The 20,663-nt window shown below is 72.8% G+C and carries 16 protein-coding genes and 1 pseudogene; 1 reads left to right on the top strand and 16 read right to left on the bottom strand.

Annotated features, from left to right (window positions below):
* Positions 1-352 precede the first annotated feature (352 nt).
* The 3 genes from ACFVVA_RS22675 to def all read right to left on the bottom strand — a co-directional run bounded on the left by ACFVVA_RS22675 (position 353) and on the right by def (position 3,508).
* Entirely contained in the window at positions 353-1,786 is a 1,434-nt protein-coding gene (locus ACFVVA_RS22675; RefSeq protein WP_387691990.1) for an RsmB/NOP family class I SAM-dependent RNA methyltransferase, read from the bottom strand.
* 113 nt (positions 1,787-1,899) lie between these two features.
* Positions 1,900-2,838 (bottom strand): methionyl-tRNA formyltransferase, encoded by a 939-nt coding sequence (gene fmt / locus ACFVVA_RS22670; protein WP_387691988.1) that lies wholly within the window; start codon positions 2,836-2,838, stop codon positions 1,900-1,902.
* Between the two features lie 124 nt (positions 2,839-2,962).
* Positions 2,963-3,508 (bottom strand): peptide deformylase, encoded by a 546-nt coding sequence (gene def / locus ACFVVA_RS22665; protein WP_387691986.1) that lies wholly within the window; start codon positions 3,506-3,508, stop codon positions 2,963-2,965.
* 254 nt (positions 3,509-3,762) lie between these two features.
* Between def and ACFVVA_RS22660 the strand changes: the two are divergent.
* Positions 3,763-4,108 (top strand): annotated as a pseudogene (locus tag ACFVVA_RS22660) (hypothetical protein); the annotation flags it as partial.
* 491 nt (positions 4,109-4,599) lie between these two features.
* Here the strand turns inward: ACFVVA_RS22660 and ACFVVA_RS22655 are convergent.
* From ACFVVA_RS22655 to ACFVVA_RS22595, 13 genes are all read right to left on the bottom strand, one after another.
* Positions 4,600-6,684 carry a primosomal protein N' gene (locus ACFVVA_RS22655; RefSeq protein ID WP_387691984.1) on the bottom strand — a complete coding sequence of 695 codons (2,085 nt, stop codon included), beginning with the start codon at positions 6,682-6,684 and terminating at the stop codon, positions 4,600-4,602.
* Positions 6,685-6,832: 148 nt separating this feature from the next.
* Complete coding sequence (gene metK / locus ACFVVA_RS22650; RefSeq protein WP_359897416.1) at positions 6,833-8,041, bottom strand: methionine adenosyltransferase; 1,209 nt, start codon at positions 8,039-8,041, stop codon at positions 6,833-6,835.
* A 152-nt stretch (positions 8,042-8,193) separates the two neighbouring features.
* On the bottom strand, positions 8,194-9,423 hold the full coding sequence (gene coaBC / locus ACFVVA_RS22645; RefSeq protein ID WP_387691981.1) for a bifunctional phosphopantothenoylcysteine decarboxylase/phosphopantothenate--cysteine ligase CoaBC: 1,230 nt from the start codon (positions 9,421-9,423) through the stop codon (positions 8,194-8,196).
* 241 nt (positions 9,424-9,664) lie between these two features.
* Positions 9,665-9,931 carry a DNA-directed RNA polymerase subunit omega gene (gene rpoZ / locus ACFVVA_RS22640; protein WP_030240625.1) on the bottom strand — a complete coding sequence of 89 codons (267 nt, stop codon included), beginning with the start codon at positions 9,929-9,931 and terminating at the stop codon, positions 9,665-9,667.
* 37 nt (positions 9,932-9,968) lie between these two features.
* On the bottom strand, positions 9,969-10,526 hold the full coding sequence (gene gmk / locus ACFVVA_RS22635; RefSeq protein ID WP_359897418.1) for a guanylate kinase: 558 nt from the start codon (positions 10,524-10,526) through the stop codon (positions 9,969-9,971).
* A 49-nt stretch (positions 10,527-10,575) separates the two neighbouring features.
* Positions 10,576-10,902 carry an integration host factor, actinobacterial type gene (mihF, locus tag ACFVVA_RS22630; protein ID WP_030056187.1) on the bottom strand — a complete coding sequence of 109 codons (327 nt, stop codon included), beginning with the start codon at positions 10,900-10,902 and terminating at the stop codon, positions 10,576-10,578.
* Between the two features lie 349 nt (positions 10,903-11,251).
* Complete coding sequence (gene pyrF, locus ACFVVA_RS22625) at positions 11,252-12,085, bottom strand: orotidine-5'-phosphate decarboxylase (RefSeq protein WP_387691979.1); 834 nt, start codon at positions 12,083-12,085, stop codon at positions 11,252-11,254.
* A 32-nt stretch (positions 12,086-12,117) separates the two neighbouring features.
* Positions 12,118-13,221: a quinone-dependent dihydroorotate dehydrogenase gene (locus ACFVVA_RS22620; RefSeq protein WP_359897420.1), complete on the bottom strand. Its 1,104-nt coding sequence runs from the start codon at positions 13,219-13,221 to the stop codon at positions 12,118-12,120.
* A 141-nt stretch (positions 13,222-13,362) separates the two neighbouring features.
* The gene (gene carB, locus ACFVVA_RS22615; protein WP_387691977.1) at positions 13,363-16,671 is read right to left on the bottom strand and encodes a carbamoyl-phosphate synthase large subunit; all 3,309 of its coding nucleotides are present in this window, start codon (positions 16,669-16,671) and stop codon (positions 13,363-13,365) included.
* A complete protein-coding gene (gene carA, locus ACFVVA_RS22610; RefSeq protein ID WP_387691975.1) occupies positions 16,664-17,821 on the bottom strand; it encodes a glutamine-hydrolyzing carbamoyl-phosphate synthase small subunit in 1,158 nt (385 codons plus the stop codon). The genes carB and carA overlap by 8 nt, the downstream gene beginning before the upstream one ends.
* On the bottom strand, positions 17,818-18,381 hold the full coding sequence (locus ACFVVA_RS22605; protein WP_387691973.1) for a hypothetical protein: 564 nt from the start codon (positions 18,379-18,381) through the stop codon (positions 17,818-17,820). The genes carA and ACFVVA_RS22605 overlap by 4 nt, the downstream gene beginning before the upstream one ends.
* A complete protein-coding gene (locus tag ACFVVA_RS22600) occupies positions 18,381-19,685 on the bottom strand; it encodes a dihydroorotase (protein ID WP_387691971.1) in 1,305 nt (434 codons plus the stop codon). Before ACFVVA_RS22600 ends, ACFVVA_RS22605 begins: the two co-directional genes overlap by 1 nt.
* A complete protein-coding gene (locus tag ACFVVA_RS22595) occupies positions 19,682-20,659 on the bottom strand; it encodes an aspartate carbamoyltransferase catalytic subunit (RefSeq protein WP_387691970.1) in 978 nt (325 codons plus the stop codon). Before ACFVVA_RS22595 ends, ACFVVA_RS22600 begins: the two co-directional genes overlap by 4 nt.
* Positions 20,660-20,663 lie beyond the last annotated feature (4 nt).

Below are 20,663 nucleotides of genomic sequence, written 5' to 3'. Positions count from 1 at the left end.
ACCCCGGATCCCCGGGCGCCGTTCCCCGAGCCGGCGGGTTCCCGCTGCGGCCGCTGAATCTCCGATGACACTGCGCGTCTCCCAGGGTCCGGGAGGGCAGCCGCCGGGGAACGCGCCCAGCACGCAGAACAGCCGCTTCGCGCCGCATGTCTCGTGGGGTTGCTTCCCCGGCTCCGCCGCGCGACGCGACGAAGCCTGCCCCCCAAAGATCATGCAGCCGAGCGGCTACACGAGAACCATGGAAACCGACGCCTGACGCGGTGTCAACCCGCCCCGGGCCGACGTCGGATCCCCGACGGAACGAGCCGCCGGGGTCGCCTCCCCGCCGGGGGGAGGCGACACCGGAAGGGCCTCAGGCGGTGCGGCGCAGCAGCGCCAGGTACATCGCGTCGGTCCCGTGCAGGTGCGGCCACAGCTGCACGTCCGGCCCGTCGCCGAGCGCCGGGACGCCGGGCAGCAGCGGGCGCGCGTCGATCCACTCGACCCGGCCGTCCTCGGCCCGCAGCACGTCGTCCACGACCGCGCGGGTCTCCGCGAGGTGCGGCGAGCAGGTCGCGTAGCCGACCACGCCGCCGACCCGGGTGGCCTCGATCGCCGAGCGCAGCAGGTCCCGCTGGAGCGGGCCGAAGGCCGCGACGTCGGCCGGCCGGCGCCGCCAGCGCGCCTCCGGGCGGCGGCGCAGCGCGCCGAGGCCGGAGCACGGCACGTCGACCAGCACCCGGTCGAAGCCGCCGGACCGCCAGGCCGGGCGCGTCCCGTCGGCCGCGATCACGGTGTACGGGCCGGGGTTGCCGGCCAGCGCCCGCGCGACCAGTCGGGCCCGGTGCGGCTGCTTCTCGCTCGCGACCAGGGCCGCGCCCCGCTCGGCGGCGAGCGCGCCGAGCAGCGCGGCCTTGCCGCCGGGGCCGGCGCAGCCGTCCAGCCAGAGCCGGTCCGGCCCCTCCAGCGGCGCCGCCGCCAGCGCCAGCGCGACCAGCTGGCTGCCTTCGTCCTGAACGCCCGCCCGGTTCTCCTGCACTGCCTCGATCGATCCCGGGTCGCCGCCCTCGGCGAGCCTCAGCGCGAACGGGGACCATCGGCCCGGCTCGGCCTCCGGCAGCGCCTCGGCGAGCTCGCCGACGGTGGCCCGGCCGGGGCGTGCGACCAGGGTGACCTCGGGCCGCTCGTTGTCGGCCCGCAGCAGCTCCTCCATCGCGGTGCGCCCGGAGGCGTCCGGCTGCCAGCGGCCGAGCGAGTCCCAGAGCGCGGAGACGACCCAGCGCGGGTGCGAGTGGACGACGGCCAGGTGGTCCTCGGCGTCCTTGTCGTACGGCGGGGCGACCTTCTCGATCCAGGCGTCCAGGTCGTTGGCGCTGATCCGGCGGAGCACGGCGTTGACGAACTTGGCCTTGCCGTCGCCGAGCACCACCCGGGCCAGTTCGACGGTCGCCGAGACGGCCGCGTGGCTGGGGATGCGGGTGGTGAGCAGCTGGTGCGCGCCGAGCGAGAGCACGTCCAGCACCGGCGGGTCGACCTTGCCGAGCGGCCGGTCGATGCAGGCGGCGATGATCGCGTCGTAGGTGCCCTGCAGGCGCAGGGTGCCGTAGACCAGCTCGGTGGCGAGGGCGGCGTCGCGCCGGTCCATGCCCTTCTGCTCGGCCTCGCGGAGCAGCGAGGGCAGGATCAGGTTGGCGTACGCGTCCCGCTCGTCGACGGCGCGCAGGGCGCGGAACGCGACGATCCGGGCCGGGTCCTTCTTCGGGCGGCGGTGCGGGCGGGGGGCGCGGTTGGCGCTGGGGGTGGTCACAGGTGCCTCAAGGTGCTGCGGTGGTTATCGACGTACTCGGACGAACAACAGATTTGAACGAACAAGGGCGATCTCAATCGATCTCAAACGAACAGTAGCGCCAAACCGGAGCGTCAGCCCCCGAGGCGCTCCCCCTCCTCCAGCCGTGCGCCCCGGGCCCAGTCGGCGGCCCGCATCTCCTTCTTCCCCTGCGGACGCACCTCCCCCAGCTCCACGTCGTGGCTGCCGGTGCCGACCCGGACGCTGTTCTTGCCCGCCATCGCGACCTCGCCCGGCGCCAGCTCGGCGGAGTCCGGCAGCAGCCGGACCGGCCCGGTGACCTTCAGCCGCTCGCCCCGGAACTCCGTCCAGGCGCCCGGCGCCGGCGCGCAGCCGCGCACGACCCGGTCGATCCGCAGCGCGGGGTGGCTCCAGTCGATCCGCGCGTCCTCGACGGTGATCTTCGGCGCGAGCGTGACGCCCTCGGCCGGCTGCGGCACGGCGTGCAGGGAGCCGTCCGCGATGCCGTCCATGGTGGCCGCGAGCAGTCGCGCGCCGGAGAACGAGAGCCGGGTGAGCAGCTCGCCACTGGTGTCGGCCGGGCGGATCTCCTCGGTGATGACGCCGTAGACCGGGCCGGAGTCCAGGCCCTGCTCGATCAGGAAGGTGGACGCGCCGGTGACCTCGTCGCCGGCCAGCACCGCGTGCTGGACCGGGGCCGCGCCGCGCCAGGCCGGCAGCAGCGAGAAGTGCAGGTTGACCCAGCCGTGCTTGGGGATCTCCAGCGTGCCGGGGCGCAGCAGGGCGCCGTAGGCGACCACCGGGCAGCAGTCGGGCGCGAGTTCGGTGAGCCGGGCGACGAAGTCCGGGTCGCTCGGCTTCACCGGCTTGAGGACCTCGATCCCGGCCTCCTCGGCGCGCTGGGCGACGGGGCTGGCGACCAGCTTGCGTCCGCGCCCGGCCGGAGCGTCCGGGCGGGTGACCACCGCGACGACCTCGTGCCGGTCCGAAGCGAGCAGGGCGTCCAGGGCGGGAACGGCGACCTCGGGGGTGCCGGCGAAAACGAGTCGCATCAAGGGCCTTTCTGCAAAAAGAAGTTCGAGAAGCCGGCGGAACCCGACCGGAGTCGGCGAGGAGCCGGCGGACGTCTGCCGAGCCCGGCCGACGTCAGCGGAAATCAGCCGGAACCGGCGGAAGTCAGCGGGCGGAACCGAAGGTGCTGTGCGGCGAGACCTTGACCACCGGAGCCGACCCGCCGTCCCAGTCCGCCTCCCGGATCGCCTTCAGCGCGGCCTTGCGCTGCTCGCGGTCGAGCCGGTCGATGAAGATGATGCCGTCCAGGTGGTCGGTCTCGTGCTGGATGCACCGGGCGAGCAGCTGCGTGCCCTCCAAGGTCACCGGATCGCCGTACATGTTGAAGCCCTTGGCCACCACGCCGTACGCGCGCTTGGTGTCGTAGCGCAGGCCGGGCAGCGACAGGCAGCCCTCGGGGCCGTCCTGCTCCTCCTCGCTCAGCGACAGGTCCGGGTTGATCAGGTGCCCGGTGACGCCGTCCACGTGGTACGTGAACACCCGCAGGGAGACGCCGAGTTGGGGCGCGGCGAGGCCGGCTCCGGGAGCGTCCAGCATGGTGTCGGTGAGGTCGTGGACCAGCTTGCGCAGTTCCTTGTCGAAGGTGGTCACCGGCTTCGCGGTGGACCGCAGGACTGGGTCTCCGAAGAGACGGATCGGCTGGATCGCCACGGGGTACGGGCTCCTGTCCGTAGGGGCGCGGGCTGCGGTCGGCCGCTGGTTCACCCGCCAGTCTATGCAACCCCTGCGGCCGTCCGCCGGGGGCTTCCCCGGGGCCCGGATCGACAGCCGGCAGGGCCCGACTGTGCCCAGCCGCGTTACCCCGGCCCCCGCTTCGGCGTTGGTCAAGAGAGATTGACCGGGCCGGGCGCACGGGACACCGCGTGCCGGCCGAGCCGAACCGTACGGAAGGTGGCACGTAGGCCATGGCCGAGCAGATCAACCACGACGCACGGGCGCGGGCGAGCCTGCACCTGCTGGTGCGGGACATCGAGCGGGTGAGGCGGCAGGTCGACGCGCTGCGGACGCTCACCGCTCAACTGGGCAACGTCTACCGTCCGCGCCGACCGAGCACCTCGGCCGGCTTCGTGGTGTACGGGCGGGCGCCGGCGCCGACCGTACGCCTGGCGCAGGAACTGCGGGAAAGCGTGGAGACCCTGGTGGCGGCGGCGGTCGAGTTCGACCGCGCGCTGGGCTTCTCCTGGGACTCGGTGGGCTCCGCCCTCGGGGTCACCAAGCAGGCCGTGCACCGGCGCTACGGCATGCGCCGCCCGACCAGCGAGCTCCTCGCCGCGAGCGGTGGCGTCCCTGGCCAGAGCCGCCCGGACCGCGTCGACGAGCTGCCCCCGGCCGTCGAGCGCACCGGTCTGGCCACGACCGTCCCGGCGGCCCGCCAGGGCGGCCTGGACCGCAGCAGCCTGGACCGCGGCGCCCTGGAGCGCAGCACGATGGACCGCACCGCGATCGACCGCACCGCGATGGACCGCACCGCGATCGAGCGGGCAACGATCGACCGGACGGCGATCGACCGCGGCCCGATGGAGCGCACCCCCGTCGACCGCGGCACGCCCGACCGCGGCACCCCCGCCGACCGCCCCCAGGCGGACCGACCCGGCATCCCGCTGCGCGGCTGACCGAGCCGCCGCAGCCGGGCCGTCCGGGGCGGGGTGGCCCACTCACCCCGCCCCACCCGCCCACCACCCTCGCCCCCGACCAAGCCCCCGCCTCCGACCAGGCCCCGACCAGCCCCCGGCCGACGCCGCTCAGCCGATGTCCGTCGGATCCACCCGCACCCGCACCGGCTCCGCCGTCCGCAGCGCGATCCGCGCGATCTGCGCCGCCTTGAGCGCCTCCGCCAGCGCGGCCCCCTGCCCGGGCGGCACCCGCAGCAGCGCGCGTTCCTGCTCCTCCCCCCGCAGCGCCGGTACCGGCACCGGCCCGAGCACGTCCGCCCCCTCGGGCAGCCGGATCAGGTTCAGCAGGTCCGTCACCGCCGAGGGGGTCCCGCTCACCGAGGCCATCCGGGAGACCGGCGGGAAGTGCAGCTGGGCCCGTTCGTCCCGCTCCAGCCCGGCGTGCCCCAGCGGGTCCCAGCGCACCAGCGCCTGTACCGGACGGGCCGAGGGCTCGGCCACCACGACCACAGTCCCGCCGTCCGTCGAGGGCCGCACCAGCGCGGCCGCCGCGAGCCAGAGCCGCAGCGTCTCCTCCCCCGCCCGCAGGTCCGGCCGGCCGAGCAGCGCCCAGCCGTCCAGCAGCAGCGCGGCCCCGTACCCGCCGCCGCCCTCCACGACCGGCTCCGCACCGGGTGTGGAGATCACCAGTGAGGGCTCGTCGGGCACGGTGGTGAGCACCGCTTCCCGGCCCGAGGTCCGCACCGGGAGGCGCGGGAACGCCTTGCCGAGTTCCTCGGCCGTCCGCCGGGCCCCGACCACCTGGGCCCGCAGCCGGAAGGACCCGCACTCGGGGCAGTGCCAGTCGTTCTCCGCCTCCCCGCACCAGCCGCAGCACAGCGGGGCGTCCGCCGAGGGCGCCTCCAGCGGCCCTTCGCAGCGCCGGCAGCGCGCGGGGGTCCGGCAGCGCCCGCAGGCCAGCCGGGGCACGTAGCCGCGCCGGGGCACCTGGATGAGCACCGGGTGCCCGGCGGCCAGCGACTCCCGGGCGGCCTCCCAGGCCACCGAGGGCAGCCGGGCGGCCTGGGCGGCGGCGTCCCGGTGCTGGTCCTGGTCGGTGACGGTCCGCACCCGGGGCGCGACCTGCCGCACCGTCTCCCGGTCCGCGACCAGCGGGCGCGCCCAGCCGGTGCTGACCAGCTGGGCGCCCTCCACCGTCACCGCGTGCCCGCCGAGCAGCACCGCCGCGCCCTCCTCGGCGGCGCGCAGCAGCGCCACCTCGCGCACGTGCGGGTGCGGGGCGCGCGGGTCGCTGTGGCTGCCGTCCCCGTCCGACCAGACGACGACCAGCCCGAGGTCCCGGACCGGCGCGAACATGGTGGCCCTGGTCCCGATCACCGCGTGCACCGAGCCGCGGCTCACCGCGAGCCAGCGCTTGTAGCGCTCGCGCGGGCCGAGGTCGGCCTCCAGCGCCACGTGCATCCCGGGGCCGAGCAGTTCGGTCAGCGCCTGGTCGACCCGGGCCACCGAGCGTCCCTCCGGGAGCACGACCAGCGCGCCGCGCCCGCCGGCGAGGGTCGCGGCCACCGCCCGGGCGATCTCGTACGGCCAGCCGGGGCCGGGCAGCGCCGCCCAGACCGCGCGCGGCGCGCCGCCCCCGGCGAGCGCGGCGAGGAAGTCGGGCCCGGCCGGGTAGCGCTGCCAGCCGCCGGGGGCCGGGGCGGCCGGGCGCGGCAGCGGCGGCGGCGAGGGCTCGGCCTCGGCCTTGGCGTGCCGGGGCGGGACGGCCAGCTGGAGCACGTCGGCCAGCGTCCCGGCGTACCGGTCGGCGACGGTCCGGCACAGCCGCAGCAGCTGCGGGGTGAGCACCGGCTCGGGCGAGAGCACCTGGGCCAGCGGGGCGAGCGGTCCGGCGAAGTCGCTCTTCTCCAGACGGGCGACGATGAACCCGTCGTGCAGTTCCCCGCCCTCGCGCTGGCCCTTCACCACCCGTGCCCCGAACCGCACCCGCACCCGCACCCCGGGCTGGGCCTCCTCGGCCATGGCGGCCGGCACCTCGTAGTCGAAGAGCTTGTCGATGGTGAGCACGCCCTTGTCCACCACGACCCGGGCCACCGGCAGGTGCTCGGCCCGCTTGGCCCCGTGCCAGGTGCGCGGCTTGGCCCGCTTGACCGTCTCCCGGATGAACGCCAGCTGCTCCGGCTCGGCGGCCCCGTTCTCCCCTGTGCTGCTCATCGCCACCAAGTACTACCAGGTCACACCGACAATGCACGAAGCGGCGCCCACCCCCGTTCGGGGGCGGGCGCCGCTTCAGGCGCTACGGACGCACGGGCCACGGGCGCACGGGCCGCGGGCGCGCGCCACTGGCGACGAGCCGCGGACGTCAGTCCTGGACGGCGGCCTTCAGCTGCTCCACCCGGTCGGTGCGCTCCCAGGTGAACTCCGGCAGCTCACGGCCGAAGTGGCCGTACGCCGCGGTCTGCGAGTAGATCGGGCGCAGCAGGTCCAGGTCGCGGATGATCGCGGCCGGACGCAGGTCGAAGACCTCGGAGACGGCCTTCTGGATGGTGAGGACCGGCACGGTCTCGGTGCCGAAGGTCTCCACGAACAGGCCGACCGGCTCGGCCTTGCCGATCGCGTACGCGACCTGCACCTCGGCGCGGCGGGCGAGGCCGGCGGCGACGATGTTCTTCGCCACCCAGCGCATCGCGTACGCGGCCGAGCGGTCCACCTTGGACGGGTCCTTGCCGGAGAAGGCGCCGCCGCCGTGGCGGGCCATGCCGCCGTAGGTGTCGATGATGATCTTGCGGCCGGTGAGGCCGGCGTCGCCCATCGGGCCGCCGATCTCGAAGCGGCCGGTCGGGTTGACCAGCAGGCGGTAGCCCTCGGTGGTCAGCTTGATGCCCTGCTCGGCCAGCGCCTTCAGCTCCGGCTCGACCACGAACTCGCGGATGTCCGGGGTGAGCAGCGACTCCAGGTCGATGTCACTGGCGTGCTGGGTGGAGACGACGACGGTGTCCAGGCGGACGGCCTTGTCGCCGTCGTACTCGATGGTGACCTGGGTCTTGCCGTCGGGGCGCAGGTAGGGGATGGTCCCGTTCTTGCGCACCTCGGTCAGGCGGCGGGAGAGGCGGTGCGCCAGGGTGATCGGCAGCGGCATGAGCTCGGGCGTCTCGTCGGACGCGTAGCCGAACATCAGGCCCTGGTCACCGGCGCCCTGCTTGTCCAGGTCGTCCTCGTCGCCCTCGACACGGGCCTCGTACGCGGTGTCGACGCCCTGCGCGATGTCGGGCGACTGGGCACCGATGGACACCGAGACGCCGCAGGAGGCGCCGTCGAAGCCCTTCTTGGAGCTGTCGTAGCCGATCTCCAGGATCTTGTCCCGGACGAGCTGGGCGATCGGCGCGTACGCCTTGGTGGTCACCTCGCCGGCCACGTGCACCTGGCCGGTGGTGATGAGCGTCTCCACGGCGACCCGGGACGTCGGGTCCTCCCGCAGGAGAGCGTCAAGGATGGTGTCGCTGATCTGGTCAGCGATCTTGTCGGGGTGTCCCTCGGTCACGGACTCCGAGGTGAACAGGCGGCGAGACACAGCGCTCCCTGGGGTTGCAGCGGCTGCTGACTGAAGTTCCCCGGGGCGACCCGGGGAACTCCGGAAAGACTTGATTCCTGGAGTCTAACGGTCTGGTTCCGCCGAACGTCACCCGCTTCAGGAATTCTCGACCGCCGCGCGAGCGGTTCCGATCAGTTGCCGCCCGTTTCCAGCCGCTTTGCGACCAGATCCCAGACCACGTCCGCGAGCGCCTCCTTCGGACCCACCGGAACGGCCGTCTCACTGCCGTCCGAGCCCAGTACCACGGCCTCGTTGACGTCCGCGCCGAAGGCCTTGCCGTTGCCCACCTCGTTCACCACGAGCAGGTCACAGCCCTTGCGGGCGAGCTTGGCCCGACCGTTGGCGAGCACGTCGTCGGTCTCCGCCGCGAAACCCACCACGAGTTGACCCGAACGGGCCCGGTGGGCCGACAGTTCGGCCAGGATGTCCGGATTGCGGACCAGAGCGACGGGCGCCGGCTCGACGCCCTCGACCTTCTTGATCTTGCCGGTCGCGTACTCGGCGGGCCGGAAGTCCGCCACCGCCGCGGCCATCACCACGACGTCCGCGTCCTGGACCGCCTTCAGCGCCGCCTCGCGCAGCCCCAGCGCGGTCGACACGTGCACCACGTCCACCCCGGCCGGGTCCGGCAGCTCGGCGTTGGCCGAGAGCAAGGTCACCCGGGCCCCGCGCGCCGCGGCCGTCACGGCGAGCGCGTAGCCCTGCTTGCCGGAGGACCGGTTGCCCAGGTAGCGCACCGGGTCCAGCGGCTCGCGGGTGCCGCCGGCCGAGACCACCACGTGCCGGCCCGCCAGGTCGGTCGGCACCGCCCCGCCGCGGCGCAGCACGGCCCGGCAGGCCTCGAAGATCGCCGACGGCTCGGGCAGCCGGCCCTTCCCGGTGTCCTTGCCGGTCAGCCGCCCGACGGCCGGCTCCAGCACGATCACGCCCCGGCGGCGCAGCGTGGCCACGTTCTCCCGGGTGGCCGGGTGCTCCCACATCTCGGTGTGCATGGCGGGCGCCACCACGACCGGACAGCGGGCGGTGAGCAGGGTGTTGGTGAGCAGGTCGTCGGCGAGGCCGTGGGCGGCCTTGGCGATCAGGTCGGCGGTGGCCGGGGCGACCACCACCAGGTCGGCCTGCTGCCCGATCCGCACGTGCGGCACCTCGTGCACGCGCTCCCAGGTCTCGGTGGCGGCCGGGCGGCCGGACAGCGCCGCCCAGGTCGCCTCGCCGACGAAGTGCAGCGCGGCGGCGGTCGGCACGACGGTGACCTGGTGGCCGGACTCGGTGAAGCGGCGCAGCAGCTCGCACGCCTTGTACGCGGCGATCCCGCCGCTCACGCCGAGGACCACGCGGGGGGCGTCCGCACTCAGGGTCATCTACCGGCCTCTCTCCGCCTCGGGAACGCATCGGGAACGCGTCGCGGCCGTGCCGCGAACGCGCCCACCCTACGGCCCCCCGGTCGACCCCCGCACCGCGCCCTGCCCTCCGGCGAACACCGGAGGGTCGCCGGCGAGCGCCGAAGGGCGGGCCGTCGGGGAACACCCGAGGACCACCGGGAATGCCGAAGGGCCCGGCGGAAACGATTCCGCCGGGCCCTTCCGAAATTCTGCGACTGCCTCAGGCAGCCTCGATCGCCTCGGCGGTCAGCATGCCCGCGTTGATCTCGCGCAGCGCGATCGACAGCGGCTTCTCGTGCACGTGGGTGTCGACCAGCGGGCCGACGTACTCCAGCAGGCCCTCGCCGAGCTGGGAGTAGTACGCGTTGATCTGGCGCGCGCGCTTGGCGGCGTAGATCACGAGGCTGTACTTGGAGTCGGTGGCCTCGAGCAGCTCGTCGATCGGCGGGTTGATGATGCCCTCGGGCGCGGTCATGGAAGAGGACACGCTAAAACCTTCCGAAAGGGTGGAAAAGACAGACAGGTCAGGCTACACCGAGCAAGGCTAGCAGTTCGGCCGCTACCTGCTCGACGGAGGTGTTGACAAGGGTCGTGTCGAACTCGGGCTCGGCCGCGAGCTCGACCTTGGCCGCCTCCAGCCGCTTCTCGATCACGTCCTGCGGCTCGGTGCCCCGGCCGGTCAGCCGGCGGACCAGCTCGTCCCAGCTCGGCGGAGCCAGGAAGACCAGCTGCGCCTCGGGCATCGACTCGCGCACCTGCCGGGCGCCCTGGAGGTCGATCTCCAGGAGCACCGGCTCGCCGCGCTCCAGCTTCTCCTGCACGGCCGCACGCGGGGTCCCGTAACGGTTCCCGGCGAACTCGGCCCACTCCAGCAACTCGCCGTTGGCGACCAGCTTGTCGAACTCGTCGTTGTCGACGAAGTGGTACTGGACCCCGTTCTTCTCGCCCGGCCTCGGGCGCCGGGTCGTCGCCGACACCGAGAGCCAGACCTCGGGGTGCATCTTCCTCATATGAGCGACGACCGTGCTCTTGCCGACCCCCGAAGGGCCGGAGAGCACGGTCAGCCGCGGACGCTCACTCATGCACCGATTATCCCGGATCGCGGAGGATCCTGGGACCACGGGGGCACGGTCAGGCGGCGCCACCGCCGAACTCCCGCTCCAGGGAAGCGATCTGGTTCGTACCGAGGCCGCGGACACGCCGGCTCTCGCTGATGCCGAGGCGCTCCATGATCTGCTTGGCACGGACCTTGCCGACGCCCGGAAGGGACTCCAGCAGAGCCGAGACCTTCATCTTGCCGATGACGTCGTTGTCGGCCTTTCCGGCCTTGATCACCTCGTGCAGGGAGGCGCCGGAGTGCTTGAGCCGGTTCTTGACCTCGGCGCGCTCCCGGCGAGCCTCGGCGGCCTTGGCGAGCGCGGCGGTGCGCTGTTCAGGGGTAAGGGGCGGAAGGGCCACGCCGTTCACCTCAGGGTGTGGATGGATGGATTGAGCTAGGACTGGTTCGGTACCGAGGACACCGTCCGCAAGGGGAACCACAAGGCCCTGACCTGCGGGAGCCACGGAAATAGCGGCTCGCCGATGACCTATCGCCGGACACTACCCGGATTGCGGCGCCACGTCAGGAAAAGAACACGAAAAGTCCTGGTCAGCCAAGGCCGACCAGGACTTTCCAGGGCAAAATGACCGCGATTGCGAGACTTTGGCGGTGCCGATGTGACGGCGCTCACGTCTCTTCCGCGGCCACCGCGCGGTCCTGCGGACACTCCGCAGGGTCACCGCACGGCTACCTGAAGGACGGGTTCCGCTACTTGACGGCGTCCGCGAACTCGCCGACGAAGCGCTCCGCCGCCTCCCGCAGCGCCGGCACCGAGGGGCCGTGCTTGAGCACGTCCCGGCTGACGCTCGGCACCACGTTGATCACCGAGGCGCCGAACACCCGCGGCAGGTCGGCCATGGTCGCGCCCTGGGCGCCGATCCCGGGGGCCAGCAGCGGGCCGTTGATGGCCAGTTCCACGCCCGCGTCGGCCAGCGTCGCGCCGACCACCGCGCCGAAGGAGCCGAGCGGCGCGGCGCCCTCGTTCTCGGCCGCCAGCTGGCGCAGCACCGAGGCCGCGACCGGCTCGCCGTCCGCGCCCACCGCGCGCTGCACCTCGGCGCCCTCCGGGTTGGAGGTGAGCGCCAGCGCGAACACGCCGCAGCCCTGCTCCCGGGCCAGGTCCAGGGCCGGGCGCAGCGAGCCGAAGCCCAGGTACGGGCTGACCGTCACCGCGTCCGAGAACAGCGGGCTGCCCGGCGACAGGAAGGCCTCGGCGTACGCGGCCATGGTGGAGCCGATGTCACCGCGCTTGGCGTCCATCAGGACCAGCGCGCCGGCCGCCCGGGCCTCCTCGACGGTCTTCTCCAGCACCGCGACGCCCTTGCTGCCGAAGCGCTCGAAGAAGGCCGCCTGCGGCTTGAGCACGGCCACCCGGTCGGCGAGCGCCTCGACCACGGTGCGGCTGAAGGCCTCCAGCCCGGCGAGGTCGTCGCCGAGCCCCCAGGCGGCGAGCAGGGAGGCGTGCGGGTCGATGCCGACGCAGAGCTGGCCGCGGGTGTCGAGGGCCTGGCGCAGCCGGGCGCCGAACGGGGCGAGGGTCATGTCGTCTCTTTCCGGAGGGGTGGGGAGGGGGTTCAGGAGCTGCGCACGGCGCTGCCGACGGCGTCGGCCAGGCTGCGGAAGCCGCCCGCGCGGACCTTGGCGGACAGGCCCTTGTGGATCCGCCGGCACCAGAACGGGCCCTCGTAGATGAAGGCGCTGTAGCCCTGGACCAGGTCGGCGCCGTGGACGATCCGCTGCCAGGCGTCCTCGGCGGTCTCGATGCCGCCGACCGAGACCAGGGTCAGCCGGCCCTCGGTGCGGGCGCGCAGCCGCTGGAGCACCTCCAGGGCACGGGCCTTGAGCGGGGCGCCGGACAGGCCGCCCATGCCGATCTCCGCGACCCGCCCGGCGTCGGTGCGCAGGCCCTCGCGGCCGATCGTGGTGTTGGTGGCGATGATGCCGTCCAGGCCCAGCTCCAGCGCGAGGTCGGCGACCGCGTCGACGTCCTCGTCGGCCAGGTCGGGGGCGATCTTGACCAGCAGCGGCACCCGGTGGGCGGTGCTGCGGTCGGCGGCCTCGCGGACGGCGGCGAGCAGCGGCCGCAGGTGGTCCACGGCCTGGAGGTTGCGCAGCCCGGGGGTGTTCGGCGAGCTGACGTTGACCACCAGGTAGTCGGCGTACTTGGCCAGCCGCTCGGTGGACTTCACGTAGTCGGCGACGGCGTCGGCCTCCTCGACCACCTTGGTCTTGCCGATGTTGACGCCGATCACCGGGGTGGAGCTGGTGTGCGGGCGGGCGGCCAGCCGGGCCGCGACCCGGGCCGAGCCCTGGTTGTTGAAGCCCATCCGGTTGATCAGCGCGCGGTCCTCGACCAGGCGGAACAGCCGGGGCGCCGGGTTGCCGGGCTGGGGCTCGCCGGTGACGGTGCCGATCTCGACGTAGTCGAAGCCGAGCATCGACAGGCCGTCGATGCCGACGCCGTTCTTGTCGAAGCCGGCCGCCAGGCCGAACGGGCCGGGCAGGTCGAGGCCGAGGGCGCGGGTGCGCAGGGCCCGGTCGCGCGGGGCGAGCACCAGCCGCACCAGGGTGCGCAGGCCGGGCACCGAGGAGCCGAGGCGGATCCAGAAGAAGGCGAGGTGGTGGGCCTTCTCGGGGTCCATCTTCTTGAAGACCAGGTCGAACAGAAGCTTGTACAAGGGTGGTTCAACTCCCGGAGCGGAGAGAGCAGACGGGCGCGGGCGCCGCCCGTCGGAGGAAGGGTGGCGGTGGGTGGCGGGCGGGGCGGTCATGGCAGTGGGGGGCACCCGGCTGTTCCGGTGCCCCCCACTGCGGTGGTGCTACTTGCGGCCGGCGTTGATCAGCTCGGCGTGCTCCTGGAGCGACATCACCCCGACCTCGTCGCGCAGCAGCGCGTCCATGCCCTGCACGGCCGCGCCCATCGCCTGGACGGTGGTCAGGCAGGGCACCGCGCGGGCCACGGCCGCGGTGCGGATCTCGTAGCCGTCGAGGCGGCCGCCGGTGCCGTACGGCGTGTTGATGATGAGGTCGACCTCACCGTCGTGGATCAGCTGGACGATGGTCCGCTCGCCGTTCGGGCCCTCGCCCTCGCTGTGCTTGCGCACCAGCGTGGACGGGATGCCGCCGCGCTGGAGCACCTCGGCGGTGCCGGCGGTGGCGAGCACCTCGAAGCCGAGGTTGACCAGCGCGCGGGCCGGGAAGACCAGGTTGCGCTTGTCCCGGTTGGCCACCGAGACGAAGACCTTGCCCTTGGTCGGCAGCGCGCCGTACGCGCCGGACTGCGCCTTCGCGTAGGCGGTGCCGAACACCTTGTCGATGCCCATGACCTCGCCGGTCGAGCGCATCTCCGGGCCGAGCACCGTGTCCACCCCGCGGCCGTGGATGTCGCGGAAGCGGCTCCACGGCATCACGGCCTCCTTGACCGCGATCGGCGCGTCGGCGGGCAGCGTGCCGCCGTCGCCCTCGGCCGGGAGCAGGCCCTCGGCGCGCAGCTCGGCGATGGTGGCGCCGAGCGAGATCCGGGCGGCGGCCTTGGCCAGCGGCACGGCGGTCGCCTTGGAGGTGAACGGGACGGTGCGGGAGGCGCGCGGGTTGGCCTCCAGCACGTAGAGGATGTCGCCGGAGAGGGCGAACTGGATGTTGATCAGACCGCGGACGCCGACACCGCGCGCGATGGCCTCGGTGGAGGTGCGCAGGCGCTTGATGTCGTGGCCGCCGAGGGTGATCGGGGGCAGCGCGCAGGCGGAGTCGCCGGAGTGGATGCCGGCCTCCTCGATGTGCTCCATGACGCCGCCGAGGTAGAGCTCGGTGCCGTCGTAGAGCGCGTCGACGTCGATCTCCACCGCGTCGTCGAGGAAGCGGTCGATGAGCACCGGGTGCTCGGAGATCAGGCCGGCGTGGCGCTCCAGGTAGGAGGCGAGCGAGGCCTCGTCGTAGACGATCTCCATGCCGCGGCCGCCGAGCACGTAGGACGGGCGGGCGAGCACGGGGTAGCCGATCTCGTCGGCGATCGCCTTGGCCTCCTCGAAGGAGAAGGCGGTGCCGTGCTTGGGGGCCGGCAGGCCGGCGTCGCGCAGGACGCGGCCGAAGGCGCCGCGCTCCTCGGCGAGGTCGATCGCCTCGGGCTGGGTGCCGACGATCGGCACGCCGTTGTCCTTGAGCGCCTGGGCCAGGCCCAGCGGGGTCTGGCCGCCGAGCTGGACGATCACACCGGCGAGCGGGCCGGCCTGCTGCTCGGCGTGGACGATCTCCAGCACGTCCTCCAGGGTGAGCGGCTCGAAGTAGAGCCGGTCGGAGGTGTCGTAGTCGGTGGAGACGGTCTCCGGGTTGCAGTTGACCATGACGGTCTCGTACCCGGCCTCGGCGAGCGCGAAGGAGGCGTGCACGCAGGAGTAGTCGAACTCGATGCCCTGGCCGATGCGGTTCGGGCCGGAGCCCAGGATGATCACGGCGGGCTTGGTGCGCGGGGCGACCTCGTTCTCCTCGTCGTAGGACGAGTAGAAGTACGGGGTCTTGGCGGCGAACTCGGCGGCGCAGGTGTCGACGGTCTTGAACACCGGGCGGATGCCGAGGGCGTGGCGCACCTCGCGGACCACGTCCGGCTTCAGGCCGCGGATCTCGCCGATCTGCTGGTCGGAGAAGCCGTGCCGCTTGGCGTGGCGCAGCAGGTCGGGGGTGAGCTCGGCGGCCTCGGCCAGCTCGCCGGCGATCTCGTCCAGCAGGAAGAGCTGGTCGACGAACCACGGGTCGATCTTGGTGTACTCGAAGACCTCCTCCGGGGTGGCGCCGGCCCGGACGGCGTCCATCACGGTGTTGATCCGGCCGTCGGTCGGCACGACCGCCTTGGCCAGCAGCTCCGCCTTGTCGCCGACGGGGCCGGTCCAGGAGAACTGGGAGCCCTTCTTCTCCAGCGAGCGCAGCGCCTTCTGGAGCGCCTCGGGGAAGTTGCGGCCCATGGCCATGGCCTCGCCGACGGACTTCATGGTGGTGGTCAGGGTGGCGTCGGCGCTCGGGAACTTCTCGAACGCGAACCGCGGCACCTTGACGACGACGTAGTCGAGGGTCGGCTCGAAGGAGGCCGGGGTCTGCTCGGTGATGTCGTTGGGGATCTCGTCCAGGGTGTAGCCGACGGCCAGCTTGGCGGCGATCTTGGCGATCGGGAAGCCGGTGGCCTTGGAGGCGAGCGCCGAGGAGCGGGAGACCCGCGGGTTCATCTCGATGACGATGACCCGGCCGTCCTCGGGGTCGACCGCGAACTGGATGTTGCAGCCGCCGGTGTCGACGCCGACCTCGCGGATGACGGCGATGCCGATGTCGCGCAGGATCTGGTACTCGCGGTCGGTGAGGGTCATCGCCGGGGCGACGGTGATCGAGTCACCGGTGTGCACGCCCATCGGGTCGAAGTTCTCGATGGAGCAGACGACCACGACGTTGTCGTTCTTGTCGCGCATCAGCTCCAGCTCGTACTCCTTCCAGCCGAGGATGGACTCCTCCAGGAGCACCTCGGTGGTCGGCGAGAGGGTCAGGCCCTGGCCGGCGATGCGGCGCAGGTCCTCCTCGTTGTGGGCGAAGCCGGAGCCGGCGCCGCCCATGGTGAAGGAGGGGCGCACGACGACCGGGTAGCCGCCGAGCGTGTCGACGCCGGCCAGCACCTCGTCCATGGTGTGGCAGATGACCGAGCGGGCGGACTCGCCGTGGCCGATCTTGGCGTTGACGGCCTCGACGACGCCCTTGAAGAGCTCGCGGTCCTCGCCCTTGTTGATCGCCTCGACGTCGGCGCCGATCAGCTCGACGCCGTACTTCTCCAGCGTGCCCGCCGCGTGCAGCGAGATCGCGGTGTTGAGCGCGGTCTGGCCGCCCAGGGTCGGCAGCAGCGCGTCGGGGCGCTCCTTGGCGATGATCTTCTCGACGAACTCCGGGGTGATCGGCTCGACGTAGGTGGCGTCGGCGATCTCCGGGTCGGTCATGATCGTGGCCGGGTTGGAGTTGACCAGCACGACCCGCAGGCCCTCGGCCTTGAGGACCCGGCAGGCCTGCGTACCCGAGTAGTCGAACTCGGCGGCCTGGCCGATCACGATCGGGCCGGAGCCGATCACCAGGACGGACTTGATGTCACTGCGCTTAGGCACGCTGGCCCTCCATGAGCTTCACGAAGCGGTCGAACAGGTAGGCGGCGTCGTGCGGACCGGCGGCCGCTTCGGGGTGGTACTGCACGCTGAAGGCGGGGACGTCGAGCGCCTGCAGGCCCTCGACCACGTCGTCGTTGAGGCAGACGTGGGAGACCTCGACCCGCCCGTAGGGGGTGTCGCTCACCTTGTCCAGCGGGGCGTTCACGGCGAAGCCGTGGTTGTGGGCGGTCACCTCGACCTTGCCGGTGGTGCGGTCCTGCACCGGCTGGTTGATGCCGCGGTGGCCGTACTTGAGCTTGTAGGTGCCGAAGCCCAGGGCGCGGCCGAGGATCTGGTTGCCGAAGCAGATCCCGAAGAACGGGGTCCTGCGCTCCAGCACGCCCTGCGCGACGGCGACCTGGTGGTCGGCGGTGGCCGGGTCGCCCGGGCCGTTGGAGAAGAAGACGCCGTCCGGGTTGACGGCGTAGACGTCCTCCAGGGTGGAGTTGGCCGGCAGCACGTGCACCTCGATGCCGCGCTCGGCCATCCGCTGCGGGGTCATCGCCTTGATGCCGAGGTCCAGCGCGGCGACGGTGAAGCGCTTCTCACCGATCGCGGGCACCACGTACGGCTCGGTGGTGGCGACCTCGGCGCACAGGTCGGCGCCCTTCATCTCGGGCGACTGCTGCACCCGGGCGAGCAGGGCGGCCGGGTCGGCCAGCGCCTCGCCGGAGAAGATGCCGCAGCGCATCGCGCCGCGCTCGCGCAGGTGGCGGGTCAGCGCGCGGGTGTCGATGCCGCTGATGCCGACGACGCCCTGGTTGACGAGTTCCTCGTCGAGCGAGCGGCGGGAGCGCCAGTTGGAGGCGACCCGGGCGGGGTCGCGCACGACGTAGCCGGCGACCCAGATCTGCTTGGACTCGTCGTCCTCGTCGTTCCAGCCGGTGTTGCCGATCTGCGGGGCGGTCATCACGACCACCTGGCGGTGGTACGACGGGTCGGTGAGGGTCTCCTGGTAGCCGGACATGCCGGTGTTGAAGACCGCCTCGCCGAAGGTCTCGCCGATGGCGCCGTAGGCCTGTCCGCGGAAGGTCCGGCCGTCCTCCAGGACGAGCACGGCAGGCACTCGTTCCCGCCGTTGGCGCTGCGTGGTGGGGGCAGGTGCGGTCATTGCGCGGCCTCTTCCGTCTTCGTCTTCGTACGTGTTGCGAGTTGAGCGATCGCCTCGACCCAGGCGGCGTGCTCGTCGGGGTGGTCGGCCCGGAAGCCGGAGTCCAGCTCGGTGCCCTCGTGGGCCCAGCTGACGACGAGCAGTCCGGAGGGGACGACCTTGCCGGCGATCCCGGAGTCCGTGCGGGCACCGGTCAGGTGCTCGGCCGGGATCCAGAAGTCGACGTCACCGGGGCGCTGCACCAGCAGACCGTTCTCGCCGAGGGTGAGGTCGGCGCGGCTGCGGGTGCCCAGGCCGTGGGCGACGACCCGGTCGAGCCAGTTCCCGGCGGTGGTCGTGCCGTGGTACCGGCCGCTGGTCTCCAGGATGGTGCGCCCGGCGCGGTCCGGCACGGCCGGCAGCGGCGGGATGCCGGACTGCAGGGTGCGCCGCCAGTTCCAGCCCTGGCGCATCAGCCAGTAGATCAGGCCGATCACGATCAGCAGGCCGACGGACCAGCCGATGTAGCCGGGCCAGTCGGTGACCTTCGCCTGCTCCTGGGCGAGCGTGGCGTGGAGCATCACTCCGTGCCGCCCTGCTCGGCGAGCTCCCCGGCCAGCACGGTGGCGCGCCCGCGCAGGAAGGTGGCGTGCACCCGTCCGGGCAGGTCCAGGCCCTTGTAGGGGGTGTTGCGGCTGCGGGTGGCGAAGCTGTCCGGGTTCACGGCTCCACGGTACGCGGGATCGAACAGCACCAGGTTGGCGGGCTCACCCACCGAGATCGGCCGACCGTGGCCGCTGAGACGGCCGATCCGGGCCGGGCGGTGCGACATCCGGTTGGCGACGGCCTCCCAGTTCAGCAGGCCGGTGTCGACCATGGTCTGCTGCACGACCGACAGCGCGGTCTCCAGGCCGACCATGCCCATCGCGGCCACGGCCCACTCGCAGTCCTTGTCCTCGGCCGGGTGCGGCGCGTGGTCGGTGGCGACGGCGTCGATGGTGCCGTCGGCCAGCGCCTTGCGCAGCGCCTGGACGTCCTCGGCGGTGCGCAGCGGCGGGTTCACCTTGTACACCGGGTCGTAGGTGCGGACCAGCTCGTCGGTGAGCAGCAGGTGGTGCGGGGTCACCTCGGCGGTGACGTCCCAGCCCTTGGACTTGGCCCAGCGGACGATCTCGACCGAGCCGGCGGTGGAGAGGTGGCAGACGTGCAGCCGGGAGCCGACGTGCGCGGCGAGCAGCACGTCGCGGGCGATGATCGACTCCTCGGCGACGGCCGGCCAGCCGCCGAGCCCGAGCTCGCCGGAGACCTGGCCCTCGTTCATCTGGGCGCCCTCGGTCAGCCGCGGCTCCTGGGCGTGCTGGGCGACGACGCCGTCGAAGGCCTTGACGTACTCCAGGGCGCGGCGCATCAGCACCGCGTCGTCCACGCACTTGCCGTCGTCGGAGAAGACCCGGACGCCCGCGGCGGACTCGTGCATCGCGCCGAGCTCGGCGAGCTTCTTGCCCTCCAGGCCGACGGTGACGGCGCCGACCGGCTGCACGTCGCAGTAGCCGGACTCCTGGCCGAGCCGCCAGACCTGCTCGACCACGCCGGCGGTGTCGGCCACCGGGGTGGTGTTGGCCATCGCGTGCACGGCGGTGAAGCCGCCCATCGCGGCGGCCCGGGTGCCGGTGAGCACGGTCTCGGCGTCCTCGCGGCCGGGCTCGCGCAGGTGGGTGTGGAGGTCGACCAGGCCGGGCAGGGCGATCAGCCCGGTGGCGTCGATCTCGATGTCCGCCTCGACCGTCAGGCCGGTGCCGATCTCCTGGATCACGCCGTCGGCGAGGTGGAGGTCCTGCGGGGCGCCGCCCAGGATCTTGGCGTTGCGGATCAGGTAGCTGGTCACTGGGCGGTCTCCACGGAGTCGGTGCGGGCGGTGTCGGCGAGGGTGGCTCCGCCGAGCAGCAGGTACAGGACGGCCATCCGGACGGAGACGCCGTTGGCGACCTGCTCGATGGCGGTGCAGCGCGGCGAGTCGGCGACCTCGGCGGTGATCTCCATGCCGCGGACCATCGGGCCGGGGTGCATCACGATCGCGTGGTCCGGCAGCTGGGCCATCCGGCGGCCGTTCATGCCGTAGCGGCGGCTGTACTCGCGCTCGGTCGGGAAGAACGCGGCGTTCATCCGCTCGCGCTGCACCCGCAGCATCATCAGCGCGTCCGTCTTGGGCAGCACGGCGTCGAGGTCGTAGCTGATCTCGCAGGGCCAGTTCTCGACCCCGATCGGCAGCAGCGTGGGCGGGGCGACGAAGGTGACCTGCGCGCCGAGGGTGTTCAGCAGGTGGACGTTGGAACGGGCGACCCGGCTGTGCAGGACGTCGCCGACGATGGTCACCCGCCGCCCGGCCAGGTCATTGGCGCTGCCCGGGTTGAGGTGGCGGCGCATGGTGAAGGCGTCGAGCAGCGCCTGGGTGGGGTGCTCGTGGGTGCCGTCACCGGCGTTGATCACGCTGCCGTGCAGCCAGTCGGACTGGGCCAGCCGGGCCGGCGCGCCGGAGGCGTGGTGGCGGATGACCACCGCGTCGGCGCCCATCGCCTGGAGGGTCAGCGCGGTGTCCTTGAGGCTCTCGCCCTTGGAGACCGAGGAGCCCTTGGCGGAGAAGTTGATGACGTCGGCCGAGAGGCGCTTCTCGGCGACCTCGAAGGAGGTCTTCGTCCGGGTGGAGTCCTCGAAGAAGAGGTTGACGACGGTGCGGCCGCGCAGCGTGGGCAGCTTCTTCACGGCCCGGCCGGAGAGCTGGGCGAGCTCCTCGGCGGTGTCCAGGATCAGCAGCGCGTCGTCGCGGCTGAGATCGGCGGCGGAGACGAGGTGGCGCTTCACGCGG

Source organism: Kitasatospora sp. NPDC058048 (genome assembly GCF_042885555.1).
Classification (GTDB): Bacteria; Actinomycetota; Actinomycetes; order Streptomycetales; family Streptomycetaceae; genus Kitasatospora; species Kitasatospora lactacystinica.
This window is presented reverse-complemented; position numbering and strand designations above follow the sequence as displayed.

Coding starts and splice junctions, on each gene's coding strand:
- ACFVVA_RS22605 (WP_387691973.1), bottom strand. CDS start 18,381: ATGCTCCACGCCACGCTCGCCCAGGAGCAGGCGAAGGTCACCGACTGG.
- coaBC (WP_387691981.1), bottom strand. CDS start 9,423: ATGACCCTGAGTGCGGACGCCCCCCGCGTGGTCCTCGGCGTGAGCGGC.
- pyrF (WP_387691979.1), bottom strand. CDS start 12,085: ATGACCCTCGCCCCGTTCGGCGCCCGGCTGCGCCAGGCCCTCGACACC.
- fmt (WP_387691988.1), bottom strand. CDS start 2,838: ATGCGACTCGTTTTCGCCGGCACCCCCGAGGTCGCCGTTCCCGCCCTG.
- ACFVVA_RS22655 (WP_387691984.1), bottom strand. CDS start 6,684: ATGAGCAGCACAGGGGAGAACGGGGCCGCCGAGCCGGAGCAGCTGGCG.
- carA (WP_387691975.1), bottom strand. CDS start 17,821: ATGACCGCACCTGCCCCCACCACGCAGCGCCAACGGCGGGAACGAGTG.
- gmk (WP_359897418.1), bottom strand. CDS start 10,526: ATGAGTGAGCGTCCGCGGCTGACCGTGCTCTCCGGCCCTTCGGGGGTC.